Below are 22,512 nucleotides of genomic sequence, written 5' to 3'. Positions count from 1 at the left end.
CTTACCTCACTCGCCTTTCTCTAAACTTTGGAACGCCTCTTCCAGTTTTATAATAAATTCGTCGATTTCGTTCTTTGTGACCGTTAACGGCGGTAAAATTCTGATGACATTAGGACCTGCTGTTAAAATTAACAGGTTTTGTTCGATTGCTTTCTTGACAATGGCTGATGCATCATTGTCGACGACTAAGCCTTTTAAAAGCCCTTTACCGCGGAGTTCTTTGATAAAAGTGTATTTTGCAGACAGGTTCTCAAGCTGTTGGTCGAGATACTCTGCCATTTCGTTCGCGTTGGTAAGTATGTTGTTTTCAAGTATATGTGTAACGGTTGCCAGCCCTGCTGCTGTTGCCAGCGGGTTGCCGCCAAATGTGCTGCCGTGGCTGCCTGGTTCAAAGCCTTTTGCCGCTTCTTCCTTGGCGATAATGGCGCCGATTGGGAATCCAGAGCCAAGACCTTTGGCAACGCTGATGACATCCGGTTCGATGCTGTATTGTTGGTAGGCAAAAAGTGTTCCTGTACGGCCGATGCCGGTTTGGATTTCGTCAACCATCAGAAGAATCCCGTTTTCCTTACAAATCTGGTCGAGCTTTTGTACCCATTCCGGGAAGGCTGGAATAACGCCGCCCTCACCTTGGACAAGTTCGAGAAGAACAGCGGCTGGCTTTAATTCGCCAAGCTCTTCAAGTGCTTCCATGTCGTTGTAAGGCAGGTAGCTGAAACCTGGCATCAATGGCGCAAAGCCGTTTTGAATTTTTTCCTGGCCGGTTGCCGTTAAGGTCGCTAATGTTCGGCCGTGGAAGGATTGCTTGAAGGTCACGACTGTCGATGAGCCGCTCCCTTTTACTTTGTTTGCATATCTTCTAGCCAGCTTAATCGCTGCTTCATTTGCTTCCGCTCCGCTGTTGCAGAAAAACACTTGATCGCCGCAGCTGTTGGCTGCAAGGAGGGCTGCCAGTTTTTCTTGGTTTGGAATATTGTATAGGTTTGAACAGTGCCAAAGATTTTGCAGCTGTTCTTCGAGTTTTTCTTTTATAGCATCCGGTACATGGCCCAGGTTACAGGTTGCGATCCCGGAGGTAAAATCTAAATATTTTGTGCCTTTATCGTCCCAGACGTAGCTTCCTTTACCTTTTTCGAGAGTGACAGGGAAACGTCCGTAGGTTGGCATTACCGGTGAAAGTTGAGAGACGGTATTATTGGCTGTCATTACGCTATCTCCTCTTCTAAAACAATTTTTGTTCCTGTATTTTTTCCGTTCACGTAATCTAGTAAGCTGCTTTTTTCAAAACCGTTGATGATGGCCACTTCACTAATGTTATGGACAAGTCCATCGATGGCCGCTTTTACCTTTGGAATCATGCCGCCGTAAATGGTTTTGTTTTCGATCAATTCTTCAATAATCGCTTTAGAAACTTTATCAAGCTTCTTCTTGGCTCCATCTTCCCCGACCAGGATTCCTGGGATGTCGCTGATAAAGCAGAGGTTAGCCTGGAGCGCCTTGGCAATGGCAGACGCCGCGATATCGCCGTTGATGTTGTAGCGCTGGCCGTTTGCGTCAATTCCGATTGGGGAAATGACTGGGATATAGCCTTGGCTGACGATCCCCTCAATCACATTTTTATTTACTTCAACAACTTCCCCTACAAATCCGAGGGTTTGGGCGTCTGCTGTTGGTTCAGCTTTTAACAAGCTGCCATCTACGCCGCTGACCCCAAATGCGGTGCCGCCGACTTCGGCGATATTTCTAACAACCTGCTTATTGACCATGCCGCTTAATACCATTTCCACGATGTCAAGGACATCATGGTTGGTTACTCGAAGTCCGTTCACAAATTCAGTTTCTATATTTAAACTTTTTAATAGTTGATTGATTAATGGGCCGCCGCCATGGACAATAACCGGAGTCCATTCGCCTGCTTCCTTCATTTTTACAATATCTTCATAAAACGACCTTGGCAGATTTTCTAACACACTTCCGCCACACTTAATGACTAAATATTTCATTTTCAAAAAGCCTCCTTAAGTGCGGTAGGATGCGTTGATTTTCACATAATCATAAGTTAAGTCGCATCCCCAGGCGGTTGCACTGCTATTTCCTTGGTTTAACTCTACAAAAATTTGTACTGTTTCTTGTTCTAGGTAACTCTTTGCTTCCGCTTCGTCAAACGGACAAGGCAGACCATTTTCAAATACAGGAATGGAGCCTAATGAAACCTTTACTAAGTTTGGTTCAACAGGGACACCGCTGTACCCAATTGCCGTCACAATTCTTCCCCAGTTGGCATCTGTTCCGTAGATCGCTGTTTTTACAAGGTTTGAAGAGATAATGGATTTTCCAACTGCTCTCGCATCTTCTGCCTTCAAAGCACCATTTACTTGAACCTCAACAAGCTTTGTTGCCCCTTCACCGTCACGGGCAATTTTTTTGGCAAGGGTTTCACTGACAACTTTTAATCCATTTACGAACACATCCCAATCTGGATGGTCTTTGGTAAGCTGGTCATTTCCAGCTAATCCATTTGCCATGACCAGAACCATGTCATTCGTACTTGTATCGCCATCAACTGTAATCATATTGAAAGTTTGGTTGGTAACTTCCCTAAGTGCTGATAAAAGGTCTTCATGGGCAATGTTTGCATCCGTTGTAACAAAGCCAAGCATTGTTGCCATGTTTGGATGGATCATCCCGGAGCCTTTTGCTGCCCCGCCGATGCTGACAGTTTTGCCGTCAATTGTGAACTGAACGGCTATGTGTTTTGCACAAGTGTCGGTAGTTAGGATTGCTTGCAGGAAGTTCTCCTCTGCTTCAAACTCGGGTTGAAGGATTTGGCTAATTCCTGTCGTTATCTTATCCATTGGCAGTAATTCGCCAATCACTCCTGTTGAAGTGACGGAGACTAGGTGCTCTTGAATATTTAATTGACCTGCAAACTCCTTTTGCATCTGGTAAGCGTCTTGAATCCCCTGCTCCCCTGTGCAGGCGTTGGCGTTACCAGAATTGACAATGATTGCTTGAGTCTTATTTTCTTTTGCGATGCTTTCTTGTGTTACTAATAATGGAGCCGCTTGGAATAAGTTGGTTGTATATACTCCAGCCACATCAGCGGGAACCTCTGACACAATATAGGCCAAATCAAGTTTTTTTCTTTTCACTCCGCAGTGCATTCCGCCTGCTTTGTATCCCTGTGGTAATGTTATTCCTGCATTTTCTAAAACAACGATTTCGTTGGTTGATGTTGCTTGTGTCAATGTCATTTCCCCCTTTATGGTTCCCTTGTTCGTATTCAATCAAACTAGTTAACTATCAATTTATTATGGATACATCGGGATATCTTGGAGACCTGCTCGCTCATCCCAGCCGTTCATTATATTTGCATTTTGGATTGCTTGCCCTGCCGCCCCTTTTACTAAGTTGTCAATAACGGATATGATGGTCAGGCGGTTTGTCCGTGGGTCAACATGCAGGCCGATATCGCAATAGTTGCTTCCCCAAACTTCTTTAGTTGCTGGCACTTTTCCGACCGGCCTTACCCTTACAAATGGTTTATTTTTATAAAATTCATCATATATTTGATGAACATCTTCGGTAGTAACCTTTTCTTTTAGTTTCAAATAAGTGGAACACATAATTCCCCGAGTCATTGGCACCAAATGTGTTGTAAAAGAAATCGTTATTGGTTGGCCGCTTTCGTCTGTAAGGACCTGTTCGATCTCCGGAATGTGCTGATGTGCGCCTAGTTTATATGCCTTTAGGTTTTCATTAATTTCGGCGTAATGGCTGGTGAGAGAAAGTCCCCGTCCTGCTCCGCTTACACCAGACTTTGCGTCAATTATGATAGAATCGCAGTCTGCAAGGTTTGATTTCAAGACAGGTATTAATCCAAGGGTAGATGCTGTTGGATAGCAGCCTGGATTCGAAATTAGGTTCGCATTTTTAATATTTTCTCCATAAATTTCACTTAAGCCATATACCGCTTCATTCAAATAAATTTCAGGTGCCGGTGAATGTTTATACCAAGTTTCATATACTTCCGGCGACCTCAACCTGAAATCTCCAGATAGGTCGATACATTTTATACCTGTCTCCATCAATTGAGGGACAAGGTCACTGCTGACACCGGATGGCGTAGCTAAAAATACAATCTCATTTTCTTTAGCAATATTTTGAACATCAAACTTTTCCAAAGGTTGTTCTATAATCTCCGACAAATGCGGATAGCTTTCACTAAAGTTACTTCCTGCTTGAGAGTTAGAAATAACTGAACCAACCTCCAAATATGGATGCTTTTGGATTAATCTAATTAGCTCGATTGCTCCATATCCTGTTCCACCAATAATCGCTGCTTTCAATTCTTTCAACTCCTAAGTACCATTAATAATGAATTATTATACATCCATATATATAATTATTCAATGCAAAAATCACATATTTTTCAGATTTAATTCTATTTTCAGGTATAAATCCGTGTAAACGCTTTCAATTTTTCTTAAATAAATATACAACTATTTATGCAATTAGCTAAAAAAAAGCCCAAAAAGGGCCTGCTTACTATGTATTCTTATTATTGATTCAACGTGTTTAACATAGTTCTTAATTCATTAACTGCAATCTGTCCGGGTGCAGAACCAACCTTTGCCGCACCGAATGTCAGCGCCGAACCAAATCCGGCTACCCTGCTGATTGCCCCTTTTTGTCCCATTGAAATAGTTATGATTGGTCTGTCTGCATATTTTTCATACATTGTGTTTGTTGCATCCAACAATGTAAGTACATCTTCATTTGTTTTAGGCATTACGGCAATTTTCGGGAGGTCCCCTCCAAGTTCCTGTGCCCTGCGTAAGCGTGATACAATTTCTTCCTTCGGCGGTGTTTTATCAAAATCATGGTTGGAAACAATCACGAAGACATTATGTGAATGAGCTACTTCAATTAGTGTTTTAATATCCCTTTCTTCATTAAATAACTCCACATCAACCAAATCAACCTTGCCAGTCTGCGAGATTTCCATATTTAACTTGATGTAATCTGGGGGGCTGATTTCCCTTTCTCCACCTTCCTTCGCACTACGGAAAGTAAAGATTAAGGGGGTGTCCGTTAATATACTACGAATATTGTCAAGTGCCTCTTTTACATGCAAGATGTTCTTTACCTGCTCGAAATAGTCAACCCGCCATTCTACAAGGTCAAGGTCTAATGTCTTTAGCAGTCTGGCTTCTTCCATTAATTGGGGTATTGTTTTCCCTACCATTGGTACACATATTTTGGGTGCACCTTCACCTAACGTTAACCCCTTAACTTTAATTGTTCTTTTCATTACTTACACCTTCTCTAAAATTTCGTCGGCAATTTGCTCAGGAGATTTGTTATCAGTACTAATTTTTATTTGATGATTAGAATAAATTTTTCTTCTATTATTATAAAGTTGTTCCATTTCTTCGATTGTTTTTCCATGCAGGACTGGGCGGCTGTCAATGATAAGGTCTAACCGTTCTTTCCAGCATTCAAAAGAAATATCAAGTAAAATGACTGTTGCCTTGGATAAACAGACCGTGCGTATATCTTCTTGAAGAAAGGCACCGCCGCCTAACGAGAGAACTAAGTTCTTTTCTTCATTTAAGCTAGTGATTAGACTTTTTTCCTTTTCTCTAAAAACCTTTTCGCCATATACTTTAAATATTTGCGAAGGTGGCATTTTGAATTCCTCTTCAATTAATTCATCTGTATCGATAAATTGCCGATTGAGTTTCTCAGCAACAAGTTTTCCTACAGTTGTTTTTCCTGCTCCCATAAATCCGATAAAAATGATGTTTTTATTTTCTGTTTTTTGGCGTACCATCAAAATTTTCAACTCCTATCTTAGATGCGTATAATCGATTTTTTATTGTAACAAACAGCCACTGTGAGGCTGAGATTGTGATTGGAATGACGAGATCCCATAACTGATTAATAAAGCCGGTACCGCTAGGTACTTCAATCCACATCTCTCCTTAACATAATACCTTTTTAGGAGTCTATACTTATGAAGGACATTTTCAGCTCGTTCTATCCCGATTTTGTCCTTCATCGTCTCTATGAAGGATATTTCAAATCGAATTACTCGTCTTAGCCTTTCATCCTATTATGAAAGATATTTTACCAAAACACCACAAGAAACTTAAATATTCTGCAAACTCATAAACTAGCACCCCAACAGAAAAGAGACCCCTCTAGGAGTCTCTCACGTTATTGTTTCATCTTCGGATCAAGCACATCTCGTAACCCGTCCCCCATCAGGTTAAAACCTAATACAGTCAGCATAATCGCCATACCTGGGAAGAACAAGGTCCACGGCGCTTGGGTAATATAGTTCTTAGAATCGGCGAGCATTTTCCCCCATTCAGGCTCTGGCGGTTGGGCGCCTAGCCCTAGGAAACCAAGAGCAGCCGCTTCAATAATCGCAGTTGCAATCGCCAATGTCGCTTGGACAATAACCGGGGAAATACTGTTCGGCAAAATATGCCTCAACAGAATCCGGGAATCCCTCATCCCGATGGCCCTGGCAGCCATAATATATTCTTCCTGCTTTACGCTCAACACCCTCGAACGAACTAGTCGGCCAAAGTTTGGGATGTTGATTACCGCAATCGCGATAAGAGCATTTCGTAAAGACGGTCCCAAAATAGATACTACTGCAATCGCTAATAGAATACTAGGAAACGCCAGCATAACATCAAAAACCCTTGAAATGATGGCATCCACCCAGCGGCCGTAATAACCGGCAACGATTCCAAGTAGCGTTCCAACTACTACAGATCCTAATACGGAAAAGAATCCAACCCATAAAGAAATTCGCGCACCATATAAAATCCTTGAAAAGATGTCCCGGCCAAAGTCATCCGTGCCAAACCAATGCTTACTTGACGGTGCCTGCATCCGGTCGGCCAAAACTTGTTCTTTGAACCCGTATGGTGCCACCCAAGGAGCAATAAACGCAATAACAATAAAAAATAGCACGATACCCAAGCCAACAACGGCCAGTTTATTTTTATAGAAAGATTGCAGTGCTTCCTTCCATGGAGGTGTCAGCTTTTCTTCAGCAGGTACCACCGGGATATCTGCTGTATTTTTAGCAAGTTCAGCCACATTACTCCCTCCTACTTATTATATTTAATCCGTGGATCAACAAAGACATACAGTAAATCCACAATCAAGTTAATTAATACGAAAATGGCGGCGATAAGCAAAATGCCTGACTGGATAACTGGATAATCTCGATACGCAATTGCGTCATATAGGTATCGTCCGATTCCCGGCCAGCCAAAGATTGTTTCTGTTAGAATTGCTCCTCCTAAGAGAAGCCCTGTTTGCAGACCGATCACCGTTAAAACAGGTATAATCGCATTTTTTAAAGAATGTTTGTAAACTACCCAGAACATCCTTAAGCCTTTCGCACGTGCTGTACGGACGTAATCCGAGCGCATGACCTCTAGCATCGTGGCCCGCGTCATCCGGGCAATGATTGCCATTGGAATGGTTGCCAGCGCTAAACTCGGCAGAATTAGATGCTGAACAACAGTCCAAAATTGATCGAATCTCCCCTGCAGCAAGGTATCGATTAAATAAAGATTCGTAATTGCTGTGATGGGATCTCTGACATTCTCCCTGCCAGTAGTAGGCAGCCACCCTAACTCAATAGAAAAAGCCCATTGCTCCATCAGACCGAGCCAGAAAATTGGCATTGAAACACCGACTAGGGCAAGAACCATCGCCACATAATCAAACCATGATTTAGAGAACCAGGCACTGATGATCCCTGCATTGACACCGACAACGACAGCGATAATCATCGCAACCAGAGTCAATTCAAATGTTGCCGCTAGATAAGGCCAAATCTCCACGTTGATTGGTCCTCTAGTTCTCAAAGAGGTACCTAAATCCCCTTGAAAAAGCTGGCCAATATAATCGAAATATTGTATGTACCAAGGCCTGTCCAACCCTAATTCCCTTGTTAACGTTGCAATCGCTTCGGCGGTAGCCCTTTGTCCAAGGATGACCTGGGCGGGATTCCCTGGAATTGCATGGATAATCGCAAACACTACAAGCGTCATCCCGAATAAAACAGGGATTAAGGAAAGAATTCGGCGAACGGTGTAAGTAAACATTTGTTTCACCTCTTTTTTTCAAAAGTTCTTTTCTAAAAGATTGCTGTTTCGTTAATTCGCTAATAGAACCTCCAAATTCGCTAATAAAATGCATTAATTCGCTAATAGAACGTTGAAATCCGCTAATAGAGCTCAAAAATTCGCTAATAGAGTGTAGTTTTACACCTTTTTCGATCCCTTAAATACGGCAAACTGTACCTTTTGTTGATAAAAGGGGAGGAAAAAAACTCCCTCCCCCATTCAAGATGGATTATTTAAAGTACACTTTTGTCAGAGCTTCAGAACCAGTTGGGTGCGGCAGATAGTCTGCTACATCTTTAGCTGCTGCTAACAGCGGTGTTGAGTGAACAAGCGGTACCCACGGTGCGTCATCATGAATGATTTCCTGTGCTTTCTTGTAAAGCTCGTTACGCTTAGCTTGTTCTGTTTCGGTCTGCGCTGCAATCAATACATCATGAAGCTCGTCATTGCTGTATTGAGAGTAGTTGTTACTGCCGATGCTGTCTTTATCAAGCAATGTGTATAAGAAGTTATCAGGGTCACCATTGTCACCAGTCCAGCCGAGCATGAACATGTCAAACTCACCCTTAGCGGCCTTATCTAGGTAAGTAGCCCAGTCAACAGATTGAATCTTCGCTTTAACATTGATTTTCGCTAAGTCTGCTTGGATAACCTCTGCCACTTTTTGTGCTTCAGGCATATAAGGACGTGCTACAGGCATTGCCCATAGGTCGATTTCAAAGCCTTTCTCATAGCCTGCTTCTTTCAATAATGCTTTTGCTTTTTCTAAATCGTAATCATAATCCTTGATGCTATCGTTATAGCCTTCAATGGAAGGAGGCATAGGGTTCTTCGCTGCAAGAGCCTTTCCGCCGTAGAATGCTTTGATAATATCCTTCTTATTAACAGCATGGTTGATTGCTTGACGGACAAGCTTGTTATCAAATGGCTTACGAGTAGTTGTTAAGCCAAGGTAACCAACGTTCATAGATGGACGCTCAATTACTTGAAGCTTGTCATTTCCTTTAACTGTTGCTTCGTCAGAATTGTTCAAGCCATCCATAACATCGATTTCGCCATTAGCAAGAGCGTTTAGACGTGCAGTGTTTTCCGGAATAACACGGAAGACTACTTTGTTTAACTTAGGAAGACCTTTTTGCCAGTAGTCAGGATTCTTTTCAAGTGTAATCGTATCGTTTTGCTTCCACTCTACGAATTTGAATGGACCTGTTCCAACCGGATTTTTTCTAAAGTCGTCGCCATATTTTTTCACAGCCGTTGGGCTGGCGATACCGAATGGAGACATAGCCAGGTTCTTTAAGAATGGAGCTTGTGGTCTTTTTAAAACAAATTGTACTGTGTGCTCGTCAACTGCTTTCACTTCTTTAATGACGTGCCCTTCGTCAGCTTTATAGCCGCCAAACATTGTGTAGTATGGGAATTTATCTTCGTTCCCGTTCATCCAGCGGTCAAAGTTGAAGACAACAGCGTCTGCATTGAAGTCAGTTCCATCGTGGAATTTAACGCCTTCTTGCAGCTTGAATGTATAAGTTAATCCATCATCGGAAACCTTCCATTCTTTAGCAAGACCAGGATGTAGAGTCGTATCTTGGTCACCATACTGCAAAAGTGTTTCAAAAATATTCTCAGTCACTTTGAAGGCTTCCCCTTCAGTTGTAGTGATTGGGTCTAAGGATGTGGAGTCACCGCCACGGCCATAGACTAGCGTATCCTTTGCTGAACCGCCGCTAGTAGCAGGCTCTTTCTTGCCGCCTGTTTCTTTGGTCGTTTCACCGCCGCAGCCTGCCAAGAACATGCTGAGGGCCAATAAGGAAATCAACAGCAATTTAATTGACTTTTTGCTCATAAGCGTTTTTTTACCCCCTAAAGCTTTTTTATTTATCATAAATGCCGCCTATTACTTGTTATACAAATGACAGGCAACAAAATGACCATTAAGATTGTGTTCTGTTGGTCTAGTAGTTTTACAAATATCCATGCACTCCCCGCATCTTGTGTGGAAAGCACAGCCTGATGGCGGATTTGCCGGGCTTGGCAGTTCACCTTCTATTAAAATAGTCTTCTTTTTGACATCCGGGTCCGGAATCGGGACTGCGGACAGCAGTGCTTTCGTATAGGGATGCTTTGGATTTTCATAGAGTTCCTCACTATCAGCTAACTCTATCAATCTTCCTAAATACATCACGCCAACGCGGTCGCTGATATGGCGAACCACACCTAGGTCATGAGCGATAAATATATAGGTTAACTGGAACTCTTTTTGGATGTCCTTCATCAGGTTCAGGACCTGTGCTTGAATCGAAACATCGAGTGCGGATACCGGTTCGTCGGCAATAATCAGCTTTGGCTTTGTCATCAATGCTCTGGCGATGCCAATCCGCTGGCGCTGCCCGCCGCTGAATTGATGCGGATAGCGTTTCGCATGATAGCTACTCAAGCCTACAACCTCAAGCATTTCCTTAACACGTTTTTGGCGCTCCGTTTTTGTTCCAATTCCTTGCACAATTAAAGGCTCTTCAAGAATTTGCTCTACCGAATGCCGAGGGTTTAATGAAGCATAGGGATCCTGGAAAACCATCTGGATATCTCGGCGAACCTTTCTTAATTCCGATTTCGACATACTTGTAATCTCTTTATCTTCAAAAACAATTTTTCCATCACTAGCTTCAATTAAGCGCATAAGTAAGCGGCCGGTCGTTGATTTGCCACAGCCGGATTCGCCTACGATGCCTAAAGTTTCACCTTTTTTTACATAAAAAGAAACATCATCAACGGCCTTTACTTCCCCTTGTTTTTTTCCAAAAAGTCCGCCGGTGATTGGAAAGTACTTTTTTAAACCATTAACCTCAAGAAGTAACTCCGACATGTTTGTCACTCTCCTCTTTCAATGTATGTAGGAAACAGCGTACTTCATGTCCGTCTTTTTCCGATTTAAATAATGGTGGAGAATCGGTATGGCATTGTTCAAACGCTTCAGCACATCTGGCGGCGAAGCGGCAGCCATTGGTAACAGTGCCTGGGACCGGAACCGTTCCTGGAATGCTGTAGAGTCGTTCTTTCTTTCCTCTCAAGTCTGGGACCGATTTCAATAATCCTTTGGTGTAGGGATGCTGCGGGTCTTTTAAAATTCTTCTGACATCGCCCTGCTCAACGATTTGTCCGGCATACATGACGACGACACGTTCACATATTTCTGCGACTACGCCTAAATCATGAGTAATAAGGATGATGGATGTTTTCGTTTTTTCATTTAAATCTTTCATTAAGGCAAGGATTTGTGCCTGAATGGTGACGTCAAGTGCCGTTGTCGGCTCGTCCGCAATCAGGACTCTTGGGTTGCAGGCCATCGCCATGGCAATCATCACCCTCTGCCGCATGCCGCCTGATAATTGATGCGGATGCTCTTTTAAAATTCCTTCCGCTCTTGGTATTCCAACTAGCTTAAGTAATTCAATGCTTCGGACTCTTGCCTCTGCCTTAGAGAGGTCCGTATGTAAACGAATGGCTTCCATCAGCTGATTCCCGATGGTAAACAGTGGGTTTAAAGACGTCATCGGCTCCTGAAAAATCATCGAGATTTGGTTGCCGCGGATTTTCCGCCACTCTTTTTCTGTTAAATTCGTTAAATCAGTTCCATTAAAAATAATTTCGCCCTTTTCAATTTTTCCTGGCGGTGATGGAATTAAGCCCATCGTTGCTAAGGAGGTGACACTTTTACCGCTGCCGGATTCCCCTACAATTCCTAGGACTTCGCCTTCCTTAAGTTCAAAACTAATCCCATCCACTGCAGGTAAGAGCTTTTTTCCGGATTGGAAGGATACTTTTAAATCGTTTATTCGAAGAATAGAATTTTGATCCATACTAAACACCTGCCTGACTAGACTATTATTTTCAAATGAATAGTGTTCTGAAATATTATAATATAATAAATTTTAAAATTATTATGACATAAATCACCCTGTAAGCGCTATCTAAAAATGTCATTTAGGGGAAAATTTTTTAAATGAGGAAAAAATAGGGATAATACTTTAAAGCGTTAAAGTGGCAAAAAACGCAGAAAAGGGCAATTTAATCCGTTAACGTAAAGAGGCCAGGCCCTTGCGTTCTCTTAGCTTACGCAGTGTTGGCCTGACCTCAATGGTTAGTTATTTTTTATACCAGTATAGATTTGAATAGCATCTCTTAGAAACTCGGCCGTTCCCGGCTGGTCTTTATCATAGTAGGCTTTGAATCTTTCATCGTCGACGTACATTTGCGCCAATCCCGCATGGGCTTCTTTACTGTATTCCTTCCAGTAAAAGCTGAGCCAGCGCTTGTGGAGGTCTGCTGCTTTCTGTGCCAACTCTCCTGCCGGATTGCCAGTTTTCATAGCCTCCGCTAAGGTGGTTTTAATTTCCTCGCCTAACGCGGTGACCTCTTGATACTGCTCCTCGGTCATCTTCATGACCTTGGCATTCGATTGATTGACCGCATCATCGCCATACTTGGAGCGAACTTCCTTACCATATTTTTTCTCATTTTCATCTATCATTTTCTTCTTGAAGCCTTCGAATTTTTCTTTATTAGACATCTTGAATCTCCCTTCTGTCATTGCGATTGTCTTTTCAACATTCGCGATTAACAAGTCTAATTGTTCCCGCTTTTCGAGGAGCTTTTGGCGATGTTCCATGAGTGCTGCGGCACCATCGAAGGAAGGGTCGGTTACAATCTCCTTGATTTGGTCGAGACTAACACCTAACTCCCGGTAAAACAGAATTTGCTGAAGCCGATCCACTTCTGCCTGCCCGTAAATTCGGTAGCCTGATGAATTGATTCGTGCCGGCTTAAGAATCCCTATTTCATCATAATACCTTAGCGTCCGGGTGCTAATCCCTGCCAAACTCGCAAGCTTTTGCACCGTATATTCCATTCCTCTCACCTCCTCACCAACAACGATACACCTTAACGCAACGTCAATGTCAATCACTAGTATGCCTATATTTTTTAAAAATTTCTTTGCACAAATTGTCGAGTAGTTTTAATAATAATTGGTTCTTTTTCCCTTTATAATGAGAGGGTGATTGTACTATTTTTAGAGGTTGAAAGGGGAAAGCAAAGATGGCTAAATTAGTTGTTATTTATGATCAACCGAAGGATCAAGAAGGTTTCGAAAACTATTATTTCAATGTTCATATTCCTTTAGCAGAAAAACTGCCTAATATCACAGGTGCGGAGGTTCACCGCGTTTTGCAAAAGCAAAACACGAGCGATAACCAATACCTTCTTGCAGAACTTCATTTTGAAAACCCAGCCATTCTAGCTCAGTCATTAGCATCCCCTGAGGGCCGTGAAGTCACTGCAGACGTGGCCAACATGATGCAATTTCTGAATAAGCCCCCAGTTGTTTTAATCGTGGATTAATTAATAGGGATATTAGCAAACAGCAGGCACCAGTGCCTGCTGTTTTTTCATTCCAGAGAAACAATAGTCATTGTTTGTCCCCATTATTGCATATGTATTACAAAGGAGGCGGACAAACATGCATACTTCATTTTCAACTATGAATTTACTGCGGTATTCGGTCGCATACGTGTTTATCATCTCGGGTTTAATGAAACTGCTTAACACTGATTTAGCCAACTATTTTTTGAGCCTGGGCCTGCCATATCCTCAGCTCATGTTGAAGCTTGTCATCCTTCTAGAAATTGGCTGCGGGGCTTTAATCCTAGCGGGTAAAGCTGTAAAAAATGCCGTCATCCCCTTAATCGCAATTATGATAGCCGCAATTTTATTAACGAAGCTGCCTACCCTTAACACAGGGCTTTTGCAATTCGCTTTCAACGCCCGCTTAGACATCGTCATGTTAGTTCTATTAATCGCTTTATACAAACGAAATCCATGATAGGGTTTACCAGATTGTTAAGGCAATCTGGTTTTTTATTTATAGGAAATATTAGACAGAATCCACGATATATATCCTATGATAAAATTATAGAAACAATATGGTTCGGGAAGGAAATAGACATGGATTTAAAAGAAAAGGTAAAAAATCTCCCCCTTACACCCGGGGTTTATCTGATGAAGGATTCTGCCGGCCAAATCATCTATGTTGGAAAAGCCAAAAATCTGAAGAATCGCGTTCGCTCCTATTTCCAGCATTCCAAGGCTCATTCCAAAAAAACGCAAAAACTTGTTTCGACCTTAAAGGATTTTGACTATATCCTGACCGACACAGAGTTTGAAGCTTTTCTGCTGGAATGCCAGTTAATCAAAGAAATCAAACCTTTTTTCAACTGGAAGATGAAAAACCCGCAGAACTATTCCTATATCGTTGTGAAAATGGGCGAGCGTTATCCCTCACTTGAAGTAACGAATGTTTACATTGAAAATGACGAAAATCTTTATTTCGGACCGTTTATCAGTAAATTTGCAGTGGAAAAAGCGGTCCAAGGGATCAAGGAATTTTTTTTTATTAGCTGCAGCAGCCGTTCCTCAGGAGGTTCTCCCTGTTTGAATCATTCTCTTGGTCTCTGCATCGGTTTATGCATTGGGAAAGTCTCGAGAGAAAAATATGATAAGATTTTAAACCGCATTATTGCTTTGATCAAAGGAAATGACTTAAGCCCATTTGCGGAAATGGAGGAAAAAATGGCTGCTGCTGCGGAGCAATTGGATTTTGAACTGGCCGCAAAGTATAAAGGGTATTTGGAGGCAATCAGTTTTCTTCATTATAAAGAGGATGTCATTGATTTTGCGGAGGCCAATCAAAATATCGTCACGATTGAATTTTTGGATGACGGCACTTTTAAACTCTTTTTAATCAAAGGTAACAGGGTGTTGTTTTCTGAGAAGTATTTGCTGGAGGGAACGGATGTCGATGCAACGGTAAAGTCGAATATCTTGACCTTTTTCAAAGGTGCCAGGGATGAAACTCCCCTTATTGTCCACAAAGAAGACCTTGATGAAGCGCAAATTATTTATAACTATTTAACCGGTAATAATAGCAGGTACGTCCTAATTCCTGATGCTTGGCTTACGAAGCAGGATCACACTCTCATGGATGAGACAATTCTAAAATTGCTATCAAAGCCCTAGAAATCTCGAGGGCTTTTTTATTATGGATAAATTCCCTGACAAGGGTAAGAATATTATTTATTCGAAAATAATAACTATTTTAAAAAAACTTTCTTTTTATATGAAAAAATTCCTAAAAACACGATAAAGTCAAGGTTTTAAGCCGAATTGTAAATATAATCCCAAAGTTAAATTTTTGACGATTCTAAACTATAAAAGTATTATAAAATAATAAAAGGAGGTAGATTTATGTCAAACATAAATAAACAGAAAATTGTGGACAGTGTACCTCAGAAGGGTTTTTTCGGTCACCCTAAAGGCTTATTCACACTGTTTTTCACAGAGTTTTGGGAACGCTTTTCTTATTATGGAATGAGAGCAATTCTTGTATACTATATGTACTATGAAGTTTCTAAGGGCGGCCTTGGAATGGACCAAACCCTGGCATTGTCTATCATGTCCATTTACGGATCGTTAGTTTACATGTCCGGAATCATTGGCGGCTGGCTGGCTGACCGGATTTTCGGTACATCAAAAGCAGTGTTCTATGGCGGTATTTTAATCATGTTTGGTCATATTGCGCTAGCCATTCCGGGAAATATTACTTTATTCTTTGTTTCGATGGTATTGATTGTTCTTGGTACAGGGCTGCTTAAACCAAACGTTTCTACCGTGGTTGGTGATATGTATGCAGAGAACGACAATCGCCGTGATGCAGGTTTCAGTATATTCTATATGGGGATTAACCTTGGAGCCTTCATTTCACCATTAATCGTTGGATCCCTCATGAGTGTCAGCTTCCATTTAGGATTTGGTATCGCAGCTATTGGTATGTTCGTAGGATTAGTAATGTTTGTTTTAACAAAGAAGAAAAACCTTGGATTAGCTGGTACTACAGTTGCAAACCCGCTGTCACCTGCTGATCGAAAAAAAGTCTTTACTACTATTGGATTAGGTGTAGCCGTCATTGCGGTAATTTGCGCCATTGCTATTCCTAATGGGTATTTAACATTTGAAACCTTTGTTAACCTAATTGGTATTTTGGGTATCTTAATTCCTACTTTATACTTTATCGTCATGTACCGCAGCAAAAAAACAACATCAGTGGAACGCTCTCGTTTAATCGCTTATATTCCATTATTTATCGCATCTGTTATGTTCTGGGCGATTCAAGAGCAAGGTTCAACGATTTTAGCAAACTATGCGGACAAGCGTACCCAGCTTGATTTTGCAGGATTTCATATTTCTCCTGCATGGTTCCAATCCTTAAATCCATTATTCATTATCACCTTAGCTCCAGTTTTTGCATGGCTTTGGGTGAAGCTTGGAAAAAGAGAACCAAATATTCCACAGAAGTTTTCATTAGCATTATTACTCTCCGGTTTATCATTTATCGTGATCTTGCTTCCTGCCTACTTTGGCGGTACAGATTCTTTGGTAAACCCATTATGGTTAGTGCTCAGCTATTTAATATGCGTGCTTGGTGAATTGTGTCTATCACCAGTTGGATTGTCAGCTACAACGAAGCTGGCGCCTGCTGCGTTCACAGCCCAGACAATGAGCCTATGGTTCTTATCAAGTGCTGCTGCTCAAGCGATTAACGCGCAAATCGTAAAATTCTACACCCCTGAAACAGAAATGGTCTACTTTGGTACGGTTGGAGGGGCGTCACTAGTATTAGGTTTCATCCTCTTAATGCTCGCGCCTAAAATTCAGGGATTTATGAAGGGAATTCGATAACAAAAAAAGGTGTCTGCCCTAAAAATGGTGCAGATACCTTTTTTTATTTTTCGATGCTTTATTAAAATAGTAATTGTTGGTTAACATGTAATTAGATTTCCAATCTTCAAAATAGAAAACCGATAAGCACTTAGTTCGATCACTTTTATTGCACTATATACTTAATTGGCAATCTTTCTAATTTTGCTTTTTTCATATATTTTATTGACGATTTAATTATTATTAAATTAAGATAATTATATTAAAATAATAATATATCAACGGAGGAAATTATATGGATGCTACAATGGATCGTCAACTGAATTCCAAGCAATCAAAGAAGCACCCCCCTGGACTATACCTCTTATTTATGACAGAAATGTGGGAACGTTTTAGTTATTACGGCATGAGAGCTATTCTTGTTCTTTATCTGACTAAATCATTGGTCAGCGGCGGATTGGGTATGAAAGAAAGCACCGCTTTAATGTTATACGGATTTTTTACCGGTGCAGTTTATTTCACACCGTTAATTGGCGGCTATTTATCTGACAGGTTTTTAGGCCAAAGGTTTGCTGTTACGATTGGCGGTATTACAATGGCCCTTGGTAACATCGTATTGTTCTCTAATCAAAGTTTCACTGCCGTTTATATTGGTTTAGGATTATTAATTATTGGTAACGGCTTCTTCAAACCGAATATCTCTACTATTGTTGGTGAGCTTTATGACGCTAAAGACAAACGCCGCGATGCTGCGTTTACGATTTTCTATATGGGCATTAACACAGGTGCATTCTTCGCTCCATTAATCATTGGTTTTATTACTGATAAGTGGTTTGCGGTACATGTACATGGCGTAATTGAATATGGATATAAATATGGATTCCTTGCATCTGCCATCGGAATGATTATAGGTCAAATTCTATTTAATGCTTTAGGCAACCGGTTCTTAGGCGAAATTGGCAAAAAGCCAGTTGGAAAACCACAGGCTTCAAAATCTGGCACTACACAAACTCAAAAAATGACGAAGGTAGAAAAAAACAGAACAATCGTGATTTTCATTTTAGCTGCTTTTGTCGTCTTTTTCTGGGCTGGATTCGAACAGGCTGGCGGCGCATTAAGTATCTATACAGATAAGTTCGTAGACCGCACCCTTTTTGGTTGGGAGATTCCAACCTCATGGTTCCAATCTGTTAACCCGTTATTTATCATACTTTTAGCACCTGTTGTTTCAATGTTATGGGTAAAACTTTCAAACAGCAAACGGGGAGATTTACCGGTACCAACAAAGATGGCATTTGGTATGATTCTTTTAGGAGCAGGCTTTATTGTTTTATTATTTGCCATCATGCAAACAGGCAGTGATGATAACCATATTACAACAAAAGCTAACATCCTGTTTATCGTTTTCACGTATCTGCTCCATACAATTGGTGAGCTGTTCTTATCGCCAGTTGGACTATCCTTTGTAAGTAAGTATGCACCTGTGAAATTCGCCTCTTTATTAATGGCAGTTTGGATGGCCAGCTCTTTTGTGGCAAACCTTCTTGCCGGCCAATTAGGTGCCTTTACTGAAACAATGGGATACTTTGAAGTATTCTCTGTCATCGGTATCGCTGTAATTATCCTTGGTCTGATTCTCCTTACACTTTCCAAAAAGCTTGTGAAAATGCTGGGTGAAGAGGAAACAAAGGAAGCAAAGCAAGCTGCATAATCTTTTAAAGCTGCTAATTAAAAAAGAACGAAGGCTCTGATAAAAGCCTTCGTTCTTTTTTATTTTTTATTAATCAAATGTTTTACTCCATAAATAGGGTGATACAACAGCATCCACGGGCCGGAGTAATGCATGACGGCTTTGATTTTTTGTCGGTAGGAAGGTTTATAACAGTGAACTTTACAATGGGAGCAGGATGATTTCTCCTCACCAAAACGGCAGAAGGAGAGCCTTAACATACAGTAGTTTTTCAACTCCTGACATTCATTGCACAAACCATTGGGATGTTTATGCTTGCGGCGGCAATAAATCTCAATCATTTGCTTGACGATTTCTTTTTCCTTTTGGATAACTGGACCAGTGTTTGGTTCTATTAAACGCGCTCCCATTTTTAAAAACCTCCTACCTTTAAATACATCTCTTACTTTTAACATACCACGAAATCTAGTTTACAGATGGAAAACTTTTTACAAATTCCGCACATTTAAAAGAAGCTAAAAAAAGTACTCCCGCGAGTACTTTTTTAGATAATTTTATACCTCTTGCAAATCCTTGTGAAAAACAATATCGTTCAAGGCTAATTGCAGCGTTCCTTTAAACTCTGCCTTATGACTGATATCAACTCCCGAGGCAATCAGACTTTTGACAATTTCGGCCCGCATACCGGTGAGAATCGTTTTACAGCCCATCATCGAAAAGCCTTGGATGATTTGGACAAAGTTCCGTGCGGCTTCTTTTTCCATCGAGGCCACACCTGAAAGGTCGATAATTAAATTTTGAATTTGCCGATACTCAATTTCAGTCAGCACTTTATTTTGAATCGTTGAAATACGCAGATCATCAAGTGTTCCAATTAAGGGCAAAATGCAAATCTCTTTATTAATTGGAATAATTGGAACAGATAGGTTTTCGTCAAGCTTTCTTTGGTCCTCCAGCAATTCATCCTTATATTTCGTGTACGTAATAAAAAAGTGTGTCAGGAACTGATCAATTAATTCATTTATACTTTTTTCCATTGAAAAAAATGTAATTCTATCAGTCTCCAATTTATTGAAAGCATCAAAGTTATAGAGAAAATCCCAAAGTGTTCGGCGGATCGCCTGAATCCATTCCAACTTGAACGCAAGAGTCAAGGAATGCTTCGCCCAAGCCATCCCCTCCTGCTTGGCAAATGAAATTAGTTCATGTTCCCGACCTTCAACAACATATAGAACTAACTTATGGGCATTGTTAAGTAAATTAATTCCGACATTATGTATATCATCAATTTTGTCACTTACATTAGTCGCCTCAGCCAGCAAACGGTCCTCAAATAATTTTTGATTTTCCAAGAAGTATTCCTTTATTGAGTACTTATCATCGAATATGACATTCAAATTTCTCACTCCACGCTTTGTAATTTGCTGCTGTTGCGGAATCTTGATTGTGAAAACCGTGCCTTGATTTTCATGGCTGTCCACTATGATCTTGCCGCCGTGCTGATAAATAACCGAGAACACCTGGGCAAGTCCCATTCCTGTCCCCTGTTCCTTTGTTGTAAAAAAGGGGGTGCCCAGTAGCGAAAGCTTCTCTTCCGGAATGCCGACCCCAGTATCTTGAATTTTAACAATGACTTCATTATTCGAAGTGTAGTGGGTAAGAGTAATCGAACCTACCCCATTTATTGCTTCAATCGCATTTTTCACCAAATTGAAAAAAGCCTTTTTAAATTGATTTTTCCTGCCATAAATAGCGGCATCAGTATCTCGAAAGTCTGTTTGAATAGAAACTTCGTACATTTTATCCTGGAATAGGTTAATGATGGATTCCAGTTCCACTGACAGATAAATAGTTTGGAATTCTTCGTCTTCTAAATCAGGCTTGGAAACTTGCAAGAGATTATTCAATGTCTTTAGTGCGTTATCCAGTTCGGAATGGGCAATCTCAATGTATTCATTATTTTGGTCCTGCTGCATAAGCTGCAAAAAGCCCTTGACCGCGGTTAATGGATTACGTACCTCATGTGCGATTCCTGCAGCAATTTGCCCAATCGACGCCAGTTGGCTTAAATGATTCGGCATTCCATTCTCAGTGTAACTCTTTTCTTCGGTGTTCATCTTTGATAAAACTCCTTTCCATCAAAAGGTACAAAAGGATTTATTTTAATAGTTCGAATATTTCTACTCCCTAAATATTAGTTTACTAGAAAAATATTCTAGGTAAATACTAAGAAATATGCATTCTTTTCCACTTCATATAGTGAAAAAGTCGTAATACCCATAAAATAAAAAGCCTTTCTAGGAAGAAAGACTCGTTATTTTAACTGTCCTTTTATTCCTTCGATGATATCCATTGGCATGACTCCATAATGCGAGAGAACTTTTGCTTTTTCTTGCCCGGCCCTTGCATGTAGGTAACTTGCGGCTATCATGGCGTGTAAAGGTTCGGCACCTTGGACAAGAAATGAGGCAATCAGACCAGTAAGAACGTCCCCGCTGCCTCCTTTTCCGAGTGCGTCATGACCGAGCGGGTTTATATAGACCTGTCCATCCGGTGAGACAACAATGGACCGGTGTCCCTTCAAAAGCAAAAACACATGGCCCTCCTTCGCATATTCCCTGGCAATTTCAATGCGGTTTTCCTCCACCTCTTTGACAGTCCTGTTGACTAACCTCGCCATTTCACCTGGATGTGGAGTGAAAATGACTGGCCCCTTATACTGGCGGACCAAGTCCATCAAGCCTCGTATGAAATAAAGGCCATCCGCATCAATGATCAAAGCCTGACCGTTCATTGACCCAATTAGTAATTTGAGCCACTCCTCTCCGCCATCAAACCGCCCCATCCCGGGACCAACGGCTACACAGTCAAACTGCTGAAGCTGCGGAATAATCTCATGAACTGCCCTGGCAGCAAAATGACCATGCTCATCAGATAAAGGCAAAAATAATGATTCCGGATTTTGCGCCGCCGCCATCGGATAAATCCCTTCCGGAACGGCCAGCGTTACCAGACCTGCCCCAGAATGTAAGGCTGCCCTCGCTGAGAATATCGGGGCACCTACATATGGGCGTGAGCCGCCGACTATCAGGGCATGACCGAATGTCCCTTTATGACCATGCCTTGGCCGTTTTGGAAGCACCTCCCGCACAAGAGGCCCTGTTATCACCTTTGGCATGTCCAGCCCTAAATCTGCCGCGGCAGAAGGCGGTACAGAAATATCAACCGCCTTCCAGTCACCTATATATTTTGGTCCGTCCAGCAAAAAGAAGCCTTTTTTCGGAAAAACAAATGTTATCGTCTTATCAGCCTTAATTGCTTCTCCTACAACCTTCCCGGTATCGCTGCTGACACCTGAAGGGATATCAACAGACAAGATCAATTTCTTTCCGGTATATTCGTTGACCATGGAAATCACATTGCTGAAGGGTTCCCTGACAGGGCCATTTACCCCAGTCCCCAAAATGGCATCGACAACCACATCCGCCGTGCTCAATTCATTTTTTAAACCCTTAAGTGAATGTTCTTGAAGGTAAAAGACAGGCAGCCCACGATTCACATACACATCAAAGTGGACTTTTGCATCTCCCTTTAAACGGTCAGGATCGACCAGCAGACAAACAAGAGTCCTGACTCCCGCATCGATCAGCCTGCGAGCAATAACAAAACCGTCGCCGCCGTTATTCCCCCCGCCAGCAAGAACGATGACCCTTGGATTTGGGCAAGGTAAGTCCGCTAGAATTTCCTCAGCTACTCTTGCTCCGGCATTTTCCATTAGGACCACGCCAGGTAAACCAATCCTTTCCATCGTATACTGATCCATCCGCTGCATGTCCCTTTGCCCCGCCGCAAACATGTCAAACCAACCTCCTCTTCGAATATTTCTAG

The 22,512-nt window shown here is 41.5% G+C and carries 20 protein-coding genes; 5 read left to right on the top strand and 15 right to left on the bottom strand.

The window, feature by feature from the left end; translation table 11 throughout:
• Window positions 1-6 precede the first annotated feature (6 nt).
• The 12 genes from argD to ACNQGS_RS15440 all read right to left on the bottom strand — a co-directional run bounded on the left by argD (window position 7) and on the right by ACNQGS_RS15440 (window position 13,071).
• The gene (gene argD, locus ACNQGS_RS15495; RefSeq protein WP_491488105.1) at window positions 7-1,206 is read right to left on the bottom strand and encodes an acetylornithine transaminase; all 1,200 of its coding nucleotides are present in this window, start codon (window positions 1,204-1,206) and stop codon (window positions 7-9) included.
• Window positions 1,206-2,003 (bottom strand): acetylglutamate kinase, encoded by a 798-nt coding sequence (gene argB, locus ACNQGS_RS15490; protein ID WP_491488104.1) that lies wholly within the window; start codon window positions 2,001-2,003, stop codon window positions 1,206-1,208. Before argB ends, argD begins: the two co-directional genes overlap by 1 nt.
• Window positions 2,004-2,018: 15 nt before the next feature.
• The gene (argJ, locus tag ACNQGS_RS15485; RefSeq protein ID WP_491488103.1) at window positions 2,019-3,254 is read right to left on the bottom strand and encodes a bifunctional ornithine acetyltransferase/N-acetylglutamate synthase; all 1,236 of its coding nucleotides are present in this window, start codon (window positions 3,252-3,254) and stop codon (window positions 2,019-2,021) included.
• A gap of 57 nt (window positions 3,255-3,311) precedes the next feature.
• Window positions 3,312-4,349, bottom strand: coding sequence for an N-acetyl-gamma-glutamyl-phosphate reductase (argC, locus tag ACNQGS_RS15480; RefSeq protein ID WP_491488102.1), 1,038 nt, complete (start codon window positions 4,347-4,349; stop codon window positions 3,312-3,314).
• 212 nt (window positions 4,350-4,561) lie between these two features.
• Complete coding sequence (gene aroD, locus ACNQGS_RS15475; protein ID WP_491488100.1) at window positions 4,562-5,314, bottom strand: type I 3-dehydroquinate dehydratase; 753 nt, start codon at window positions 5,312-5,314, stop codon at window positions 4,562-4,564.
• 3 nt (window positions 5,315-5,317) lie between these two features.
• Entirely contained in the window at window positions 5,318-5,836 is a 519-nt protein-coding gene (locus ACNQGS_RS15470) for a shikimate kinase (protein WP_491488129.1), read from the bottom strand.
• Window positions 5,837-6,222: 386 nt separating this feature from the next.
• On the bottom strand, window positions 6,223-7,122 hold the full coding sequence (gene nikC, locus ACNQGS_RS15465; protein WP_491488099.1) for a nickel transporter permease: 900 nt from the start codon (window positions 7,120-7,122) through the stop codon (window positions 6,223-6,225).
• Window positions 7,123-7,133: 11 nt separating this feature from the next.
• The gene (locus ACNQGS_RS15460) at window positions 7,134-8,141 is read right to left on the bottom strand and encodes an ABC transporter permease (protein WP_491488098.1); all 1,008 of its coding nucleotides are present in this window, start codon (window positions 8,139-8,141) and stop codon (window positions 7,134-7,136) included.
• A gap of 250 nt (window positions 8,142-8,391) precedes the next feature.
• Window positions 8,392-10,008 (bottom strand): ABC transporter substrate-binding protein, encoded by a 1,617-nt coding sequence (locus ACNQGS_RS15455; RefSeq protein WP_491488097.1) that lies wholly within the window; start codon window positions 10,006-10,008, stop codon window positions 8,392-8,394.
• A 51-nt stretch (window positions 10,009-10,059) separates the two neighbouring features.
• A complete protein-coding gene (locus tag ACNQGS_RS15450; protein WP_491488096.1) occupies window positions 10,060-11,028 on the bottom strand; it encodes an ABC transporter ATP-binding protein in 969 nt (322 codons plus the stop codon).
• Window positions 11,009-12,022 (bottom strand): ABC transporter ATP-binding protein, encoded by a 1,014-nt coding sequence (locus ACNQGS_RS15445; RefSeq protein WP_491488095.1) that lies wholly within the window; start codon window positions 12,020-12,022, stop codon window positions 11,009-11,011. Before ACNQGS_RS15445 ends, ACNQGS_RS15450 begins: the two co-directional genes overlap by 20 nt.
• 281 nt (window positions 12,023-12,303) lie before the next feature.
• Window positions 12,304-13,071, bottom strand: a complete 768-nt coding sequence (locus tag ACNQGS_RS15440) for a MerR family transcriptional regulator (protein ID WP_491488094.1) — start codon at window positions 13,069-13,071, stop codon at window positions 12,304-12,306.
• Window positions 13,072-13,259: 188 nt separating this feature from the next.
• Between ACNQGS_RS15440 and ACNQGS_RS15435 the strand changes: the two genes are divergently transcribed.
• The 5 genes from ACNQGS_RS15435 (at window position 13,260) to ACNQGS_RS15415 (ending at window position 18,645) form a co-directional block, all read left to right on the top strand.
• Window positions 13,260-13,562 carry an EthD family reductase gene (locus ACNQGS_RS15435; RefSeq protein WP_423801276.1) on the top strand — a complete coding sequence of 101 codons (303 nt, stop codon included), beginning with the start codon at window positions 13,260-13,262 and terminating at the stop codon, window positions 13,560-13,562.
• 118 nt (window positions 13,563-13,680) lie between these two features.
• The gene (locus ACNQGS_RS15430; RefSeq protein WP_423801275.1) at window positions 13,681-14,043 is read left to right on the top strand and encodes a DoxX family protein; all 363 of its coding nucleotides are present in this window, start codon (window positions 13,681-13,683) and stop codon (window positions 14,041-14,043) included.
• A gap of 122 nt (window positions 14,044-14,165) precedes the next feature.
• Entirely contained in the window at window positions 14,166-15,236 is a 1,071-nt protein-coding gene (locus tag ACNQGS_RS15425; RefSeq protein ID WP_491488093.1) for a GIY-YIG nuclease family protein, read from the top strand.
• Between the two features lie 228 nt (window positions 15,237-15,464).
• Window positions 15,465-16,955: a peptide MFS transporter gene (locus ACNQGS_RS15420; protein WP_491488092.1), complete on the top strand. Its 1,491-nt coding sequence runs from the start codon at window positions 15,465-15,467 to the stop codon at window positions 16,953-16,955.
• Between the two features lie 274 nt (window positions 16,956-17,229).
• A complete protein-coding gene (locus ACNQGS_RS15415; protein ID WP_491488091.1) occupies window positions 17,230-18,645 on the top strand; it encodes a peptide MFS transporter in 1,416 nt (471 codons plus the stop codon).
• 59 nt (window positions 18,646-18,704) lie between these two features.
• Here ACNQGS_RS15415 and ACNQGS_RS15410 read toward each other — a convergent pair whose 3' ends face one another.
• The 3 genes from ACNQGS_RS15410 to ACNQGS_RS15400 all read right to left on the bottom strand — a co-directional run bounded on the left by ACNQGS_RS15410 (window position 18,705) and on the right by ACNQGS_RS15400 (window position 22,480).
• The gene (locus tag ACNQGS_RS15410) at window positions 18,705-19,034 is read right to left on the bottom strand and encodes a nitrous oxide-stimulated promoter family protein (RefSeq protein WP_491488090.1); all 330 of its coding nucleotides are present in this window, start codon (window positions 19,032-19,034) and stop codon (window positions 18,705-18,707) included.
• 144 nt (window positions 19,035-19,178) lie between these two features.
• The gene (locus tag ACNQGS_RS15405; RefSeq protein ID WP_491488089.1) at window positions 19,179-20,741 is read right to left on the bottom strand and encodes an ATP-binding protein; all 1,563 of its coding nucleotides are present in this window, start codon (window positions 20,739-20,741) and stop codon (window positions 19,179-19,181) included.
• 197 nt (window positions 20,742-20,938) lie between these two features.
• Entirely contained in the window at window positions 20,939-22,480 is a 1,542-nt protein-coding gene (locus ACNQGS_RS15400) for an NAD(P)H-hydrate dehydratase (protein WP_491488088.1), read from the bottom strand.
• Between the last annotated feature and the right edge of the window lie 32 nt (window positions 22,481-22,512).

This window comes from Neobacillus sp. PVCKKU3, from assembly GCF_058323225.1.
The sequence above is the reverse complement of the archived record's forward strand: the minus strand, read 5'-3'. Positions and strand labels throughout refer to the sequence as shown.

What these genes read in the sequence shown, in the direction of transcription:
- ACNQGS_RS15410 (WP_491488090.1), bottom strand. Translation starts at nt 19,034, where the DNA reads ATGGGAGCGCGTTTAATAGAACCAAACACTGGTCCAGTTATCCAAAAG.
- ACNQGS_RS15450 (WP_491488096.1), bottom strand. Translation starts at nt 11,028, where the DNA reads ATGTCGGAGTTACTTCTTGAGGTTAATGGTTTAAAAAAGTACTTTCCA.
- ACNQGS_RS15455 (WP_491488097.1), bottom strand. Translation starts at nt 10,008, where the DNA reads ATGAGCAAAAAGTCAATTAAATTGCTGTTGATTTCCTTATTGGCCCTC.
- ACNQGS_RS15415 (WP_491488091.1), top strand. Translation starts at nt 17,230, where the DNA reads ATGGATGCTACAATGGATCGTCAACTGAATTCCAAGCAATCAAAGAAG.
- aroD (WP_491488100.1), bottom strand. Translation starts at nt 5,314, where the DNA reads ATGAAAAGAACAATTAAAGTTAAGGGGTTAACGTTAGGTGAAGGTGCA.
- ACNQGS_RS15470 (WP_491488129.1), bottom strand. Translation starts at nt 5,836, where the DNA reads ATGGTACGCCAAAAAACAGAAAATAAAAACATCATTTTTATCGGATTT.
- ACNQGS_RS15400 (WP_491488088.1), bottom strand. Translation starts at nt 22,480, where the DNA reads ATGTTTGCGGCGGGGCAAAGGGACATGCAGCGGATGGATCAGTATACG.
- argJ (WP_491488103.1), bottom strand. Translation starts at nt 3,254, where the DNA reads ATGACATTGACACAAGCAACATCAACCAACGAAATCGTTGTTTTAGAA.
- ACNQGS_RS15435 (WP_423801276.1), top strand. Translation starts at nt 13,260, where the DNA reads ATGGCTAAATTAGTTGTTATTTATGATCAACCGAAGGATCAAGAAGGT.
- ACNQGS_RS15405 (WP_491488089.1), bottom strand. Translation starts at nt 20,741, where the DNA reads ATGAACACCGAAGAAAAGAGTTACACTGAGAATGGAATGCCGAATCAT.
- argD (WP_491488105.1), bottom strand. Translation starts at nt 1,206, where the DNA reads ATGACAGCCAATAATACCGTCTCTCAACTTTCACCGGTAATGCCAACC.
- argB (WP_491488104.1), bottom strand. Translation starts at nt 2,003, where the DNA reads ATGAAATATTTAGTCATTAAGTGTGGCGGAAGTGTGTTAGAAAATCTG.
- ACNQGS_RS15445 (WP_491488095.1), bottom strand. Translation starts at nt 12,022, where the DNA reads ATGGATCAAAATTCTATTCTTCGAATAAACGATTTAAAAGTATCCTTC.
- ACNQGS_RS15420 (WP_491488092.1), top strand. Translation starts at nt 15,465, where the DNA reads ATGTCAAACATAAATAAACAGAAAATTGTGGACAGTGTACCTCAGAAG.
- ACNQGS_RS15460 (WP_491488098.1), bottom strand. Translation starts at nt 8,141, where the DNA reads ATGTTTACTTACACCGTTCGCCGAATTCTTTCCTTAATCCCTGTTTTA.
- ACNQGS_RS15440 (WP_491488094.1), bottom strand. Translation starts at nt 13,071, where the DNA reads ATGGAATATACGGTGCAAAAGCTTGCGAGTTTGGCAGGGATTAGCACC.
- ACNQGS_RS15425 (WP_491488093.1), top strand. Translation starts at nt 14,166, where the DNA reads ATGGATTTAAAAGAAAAGGTAAAAAATCTCCCCCTTACACCCGGGGTT.
- ACNQGS_RS15430 (WP_423801275.1), top strand. Translation starts at nt 13,681, where the DNA reads ATGCATACTTCATTTTCAACTATGAATTTACTGCGGTATTCGGTCGCA.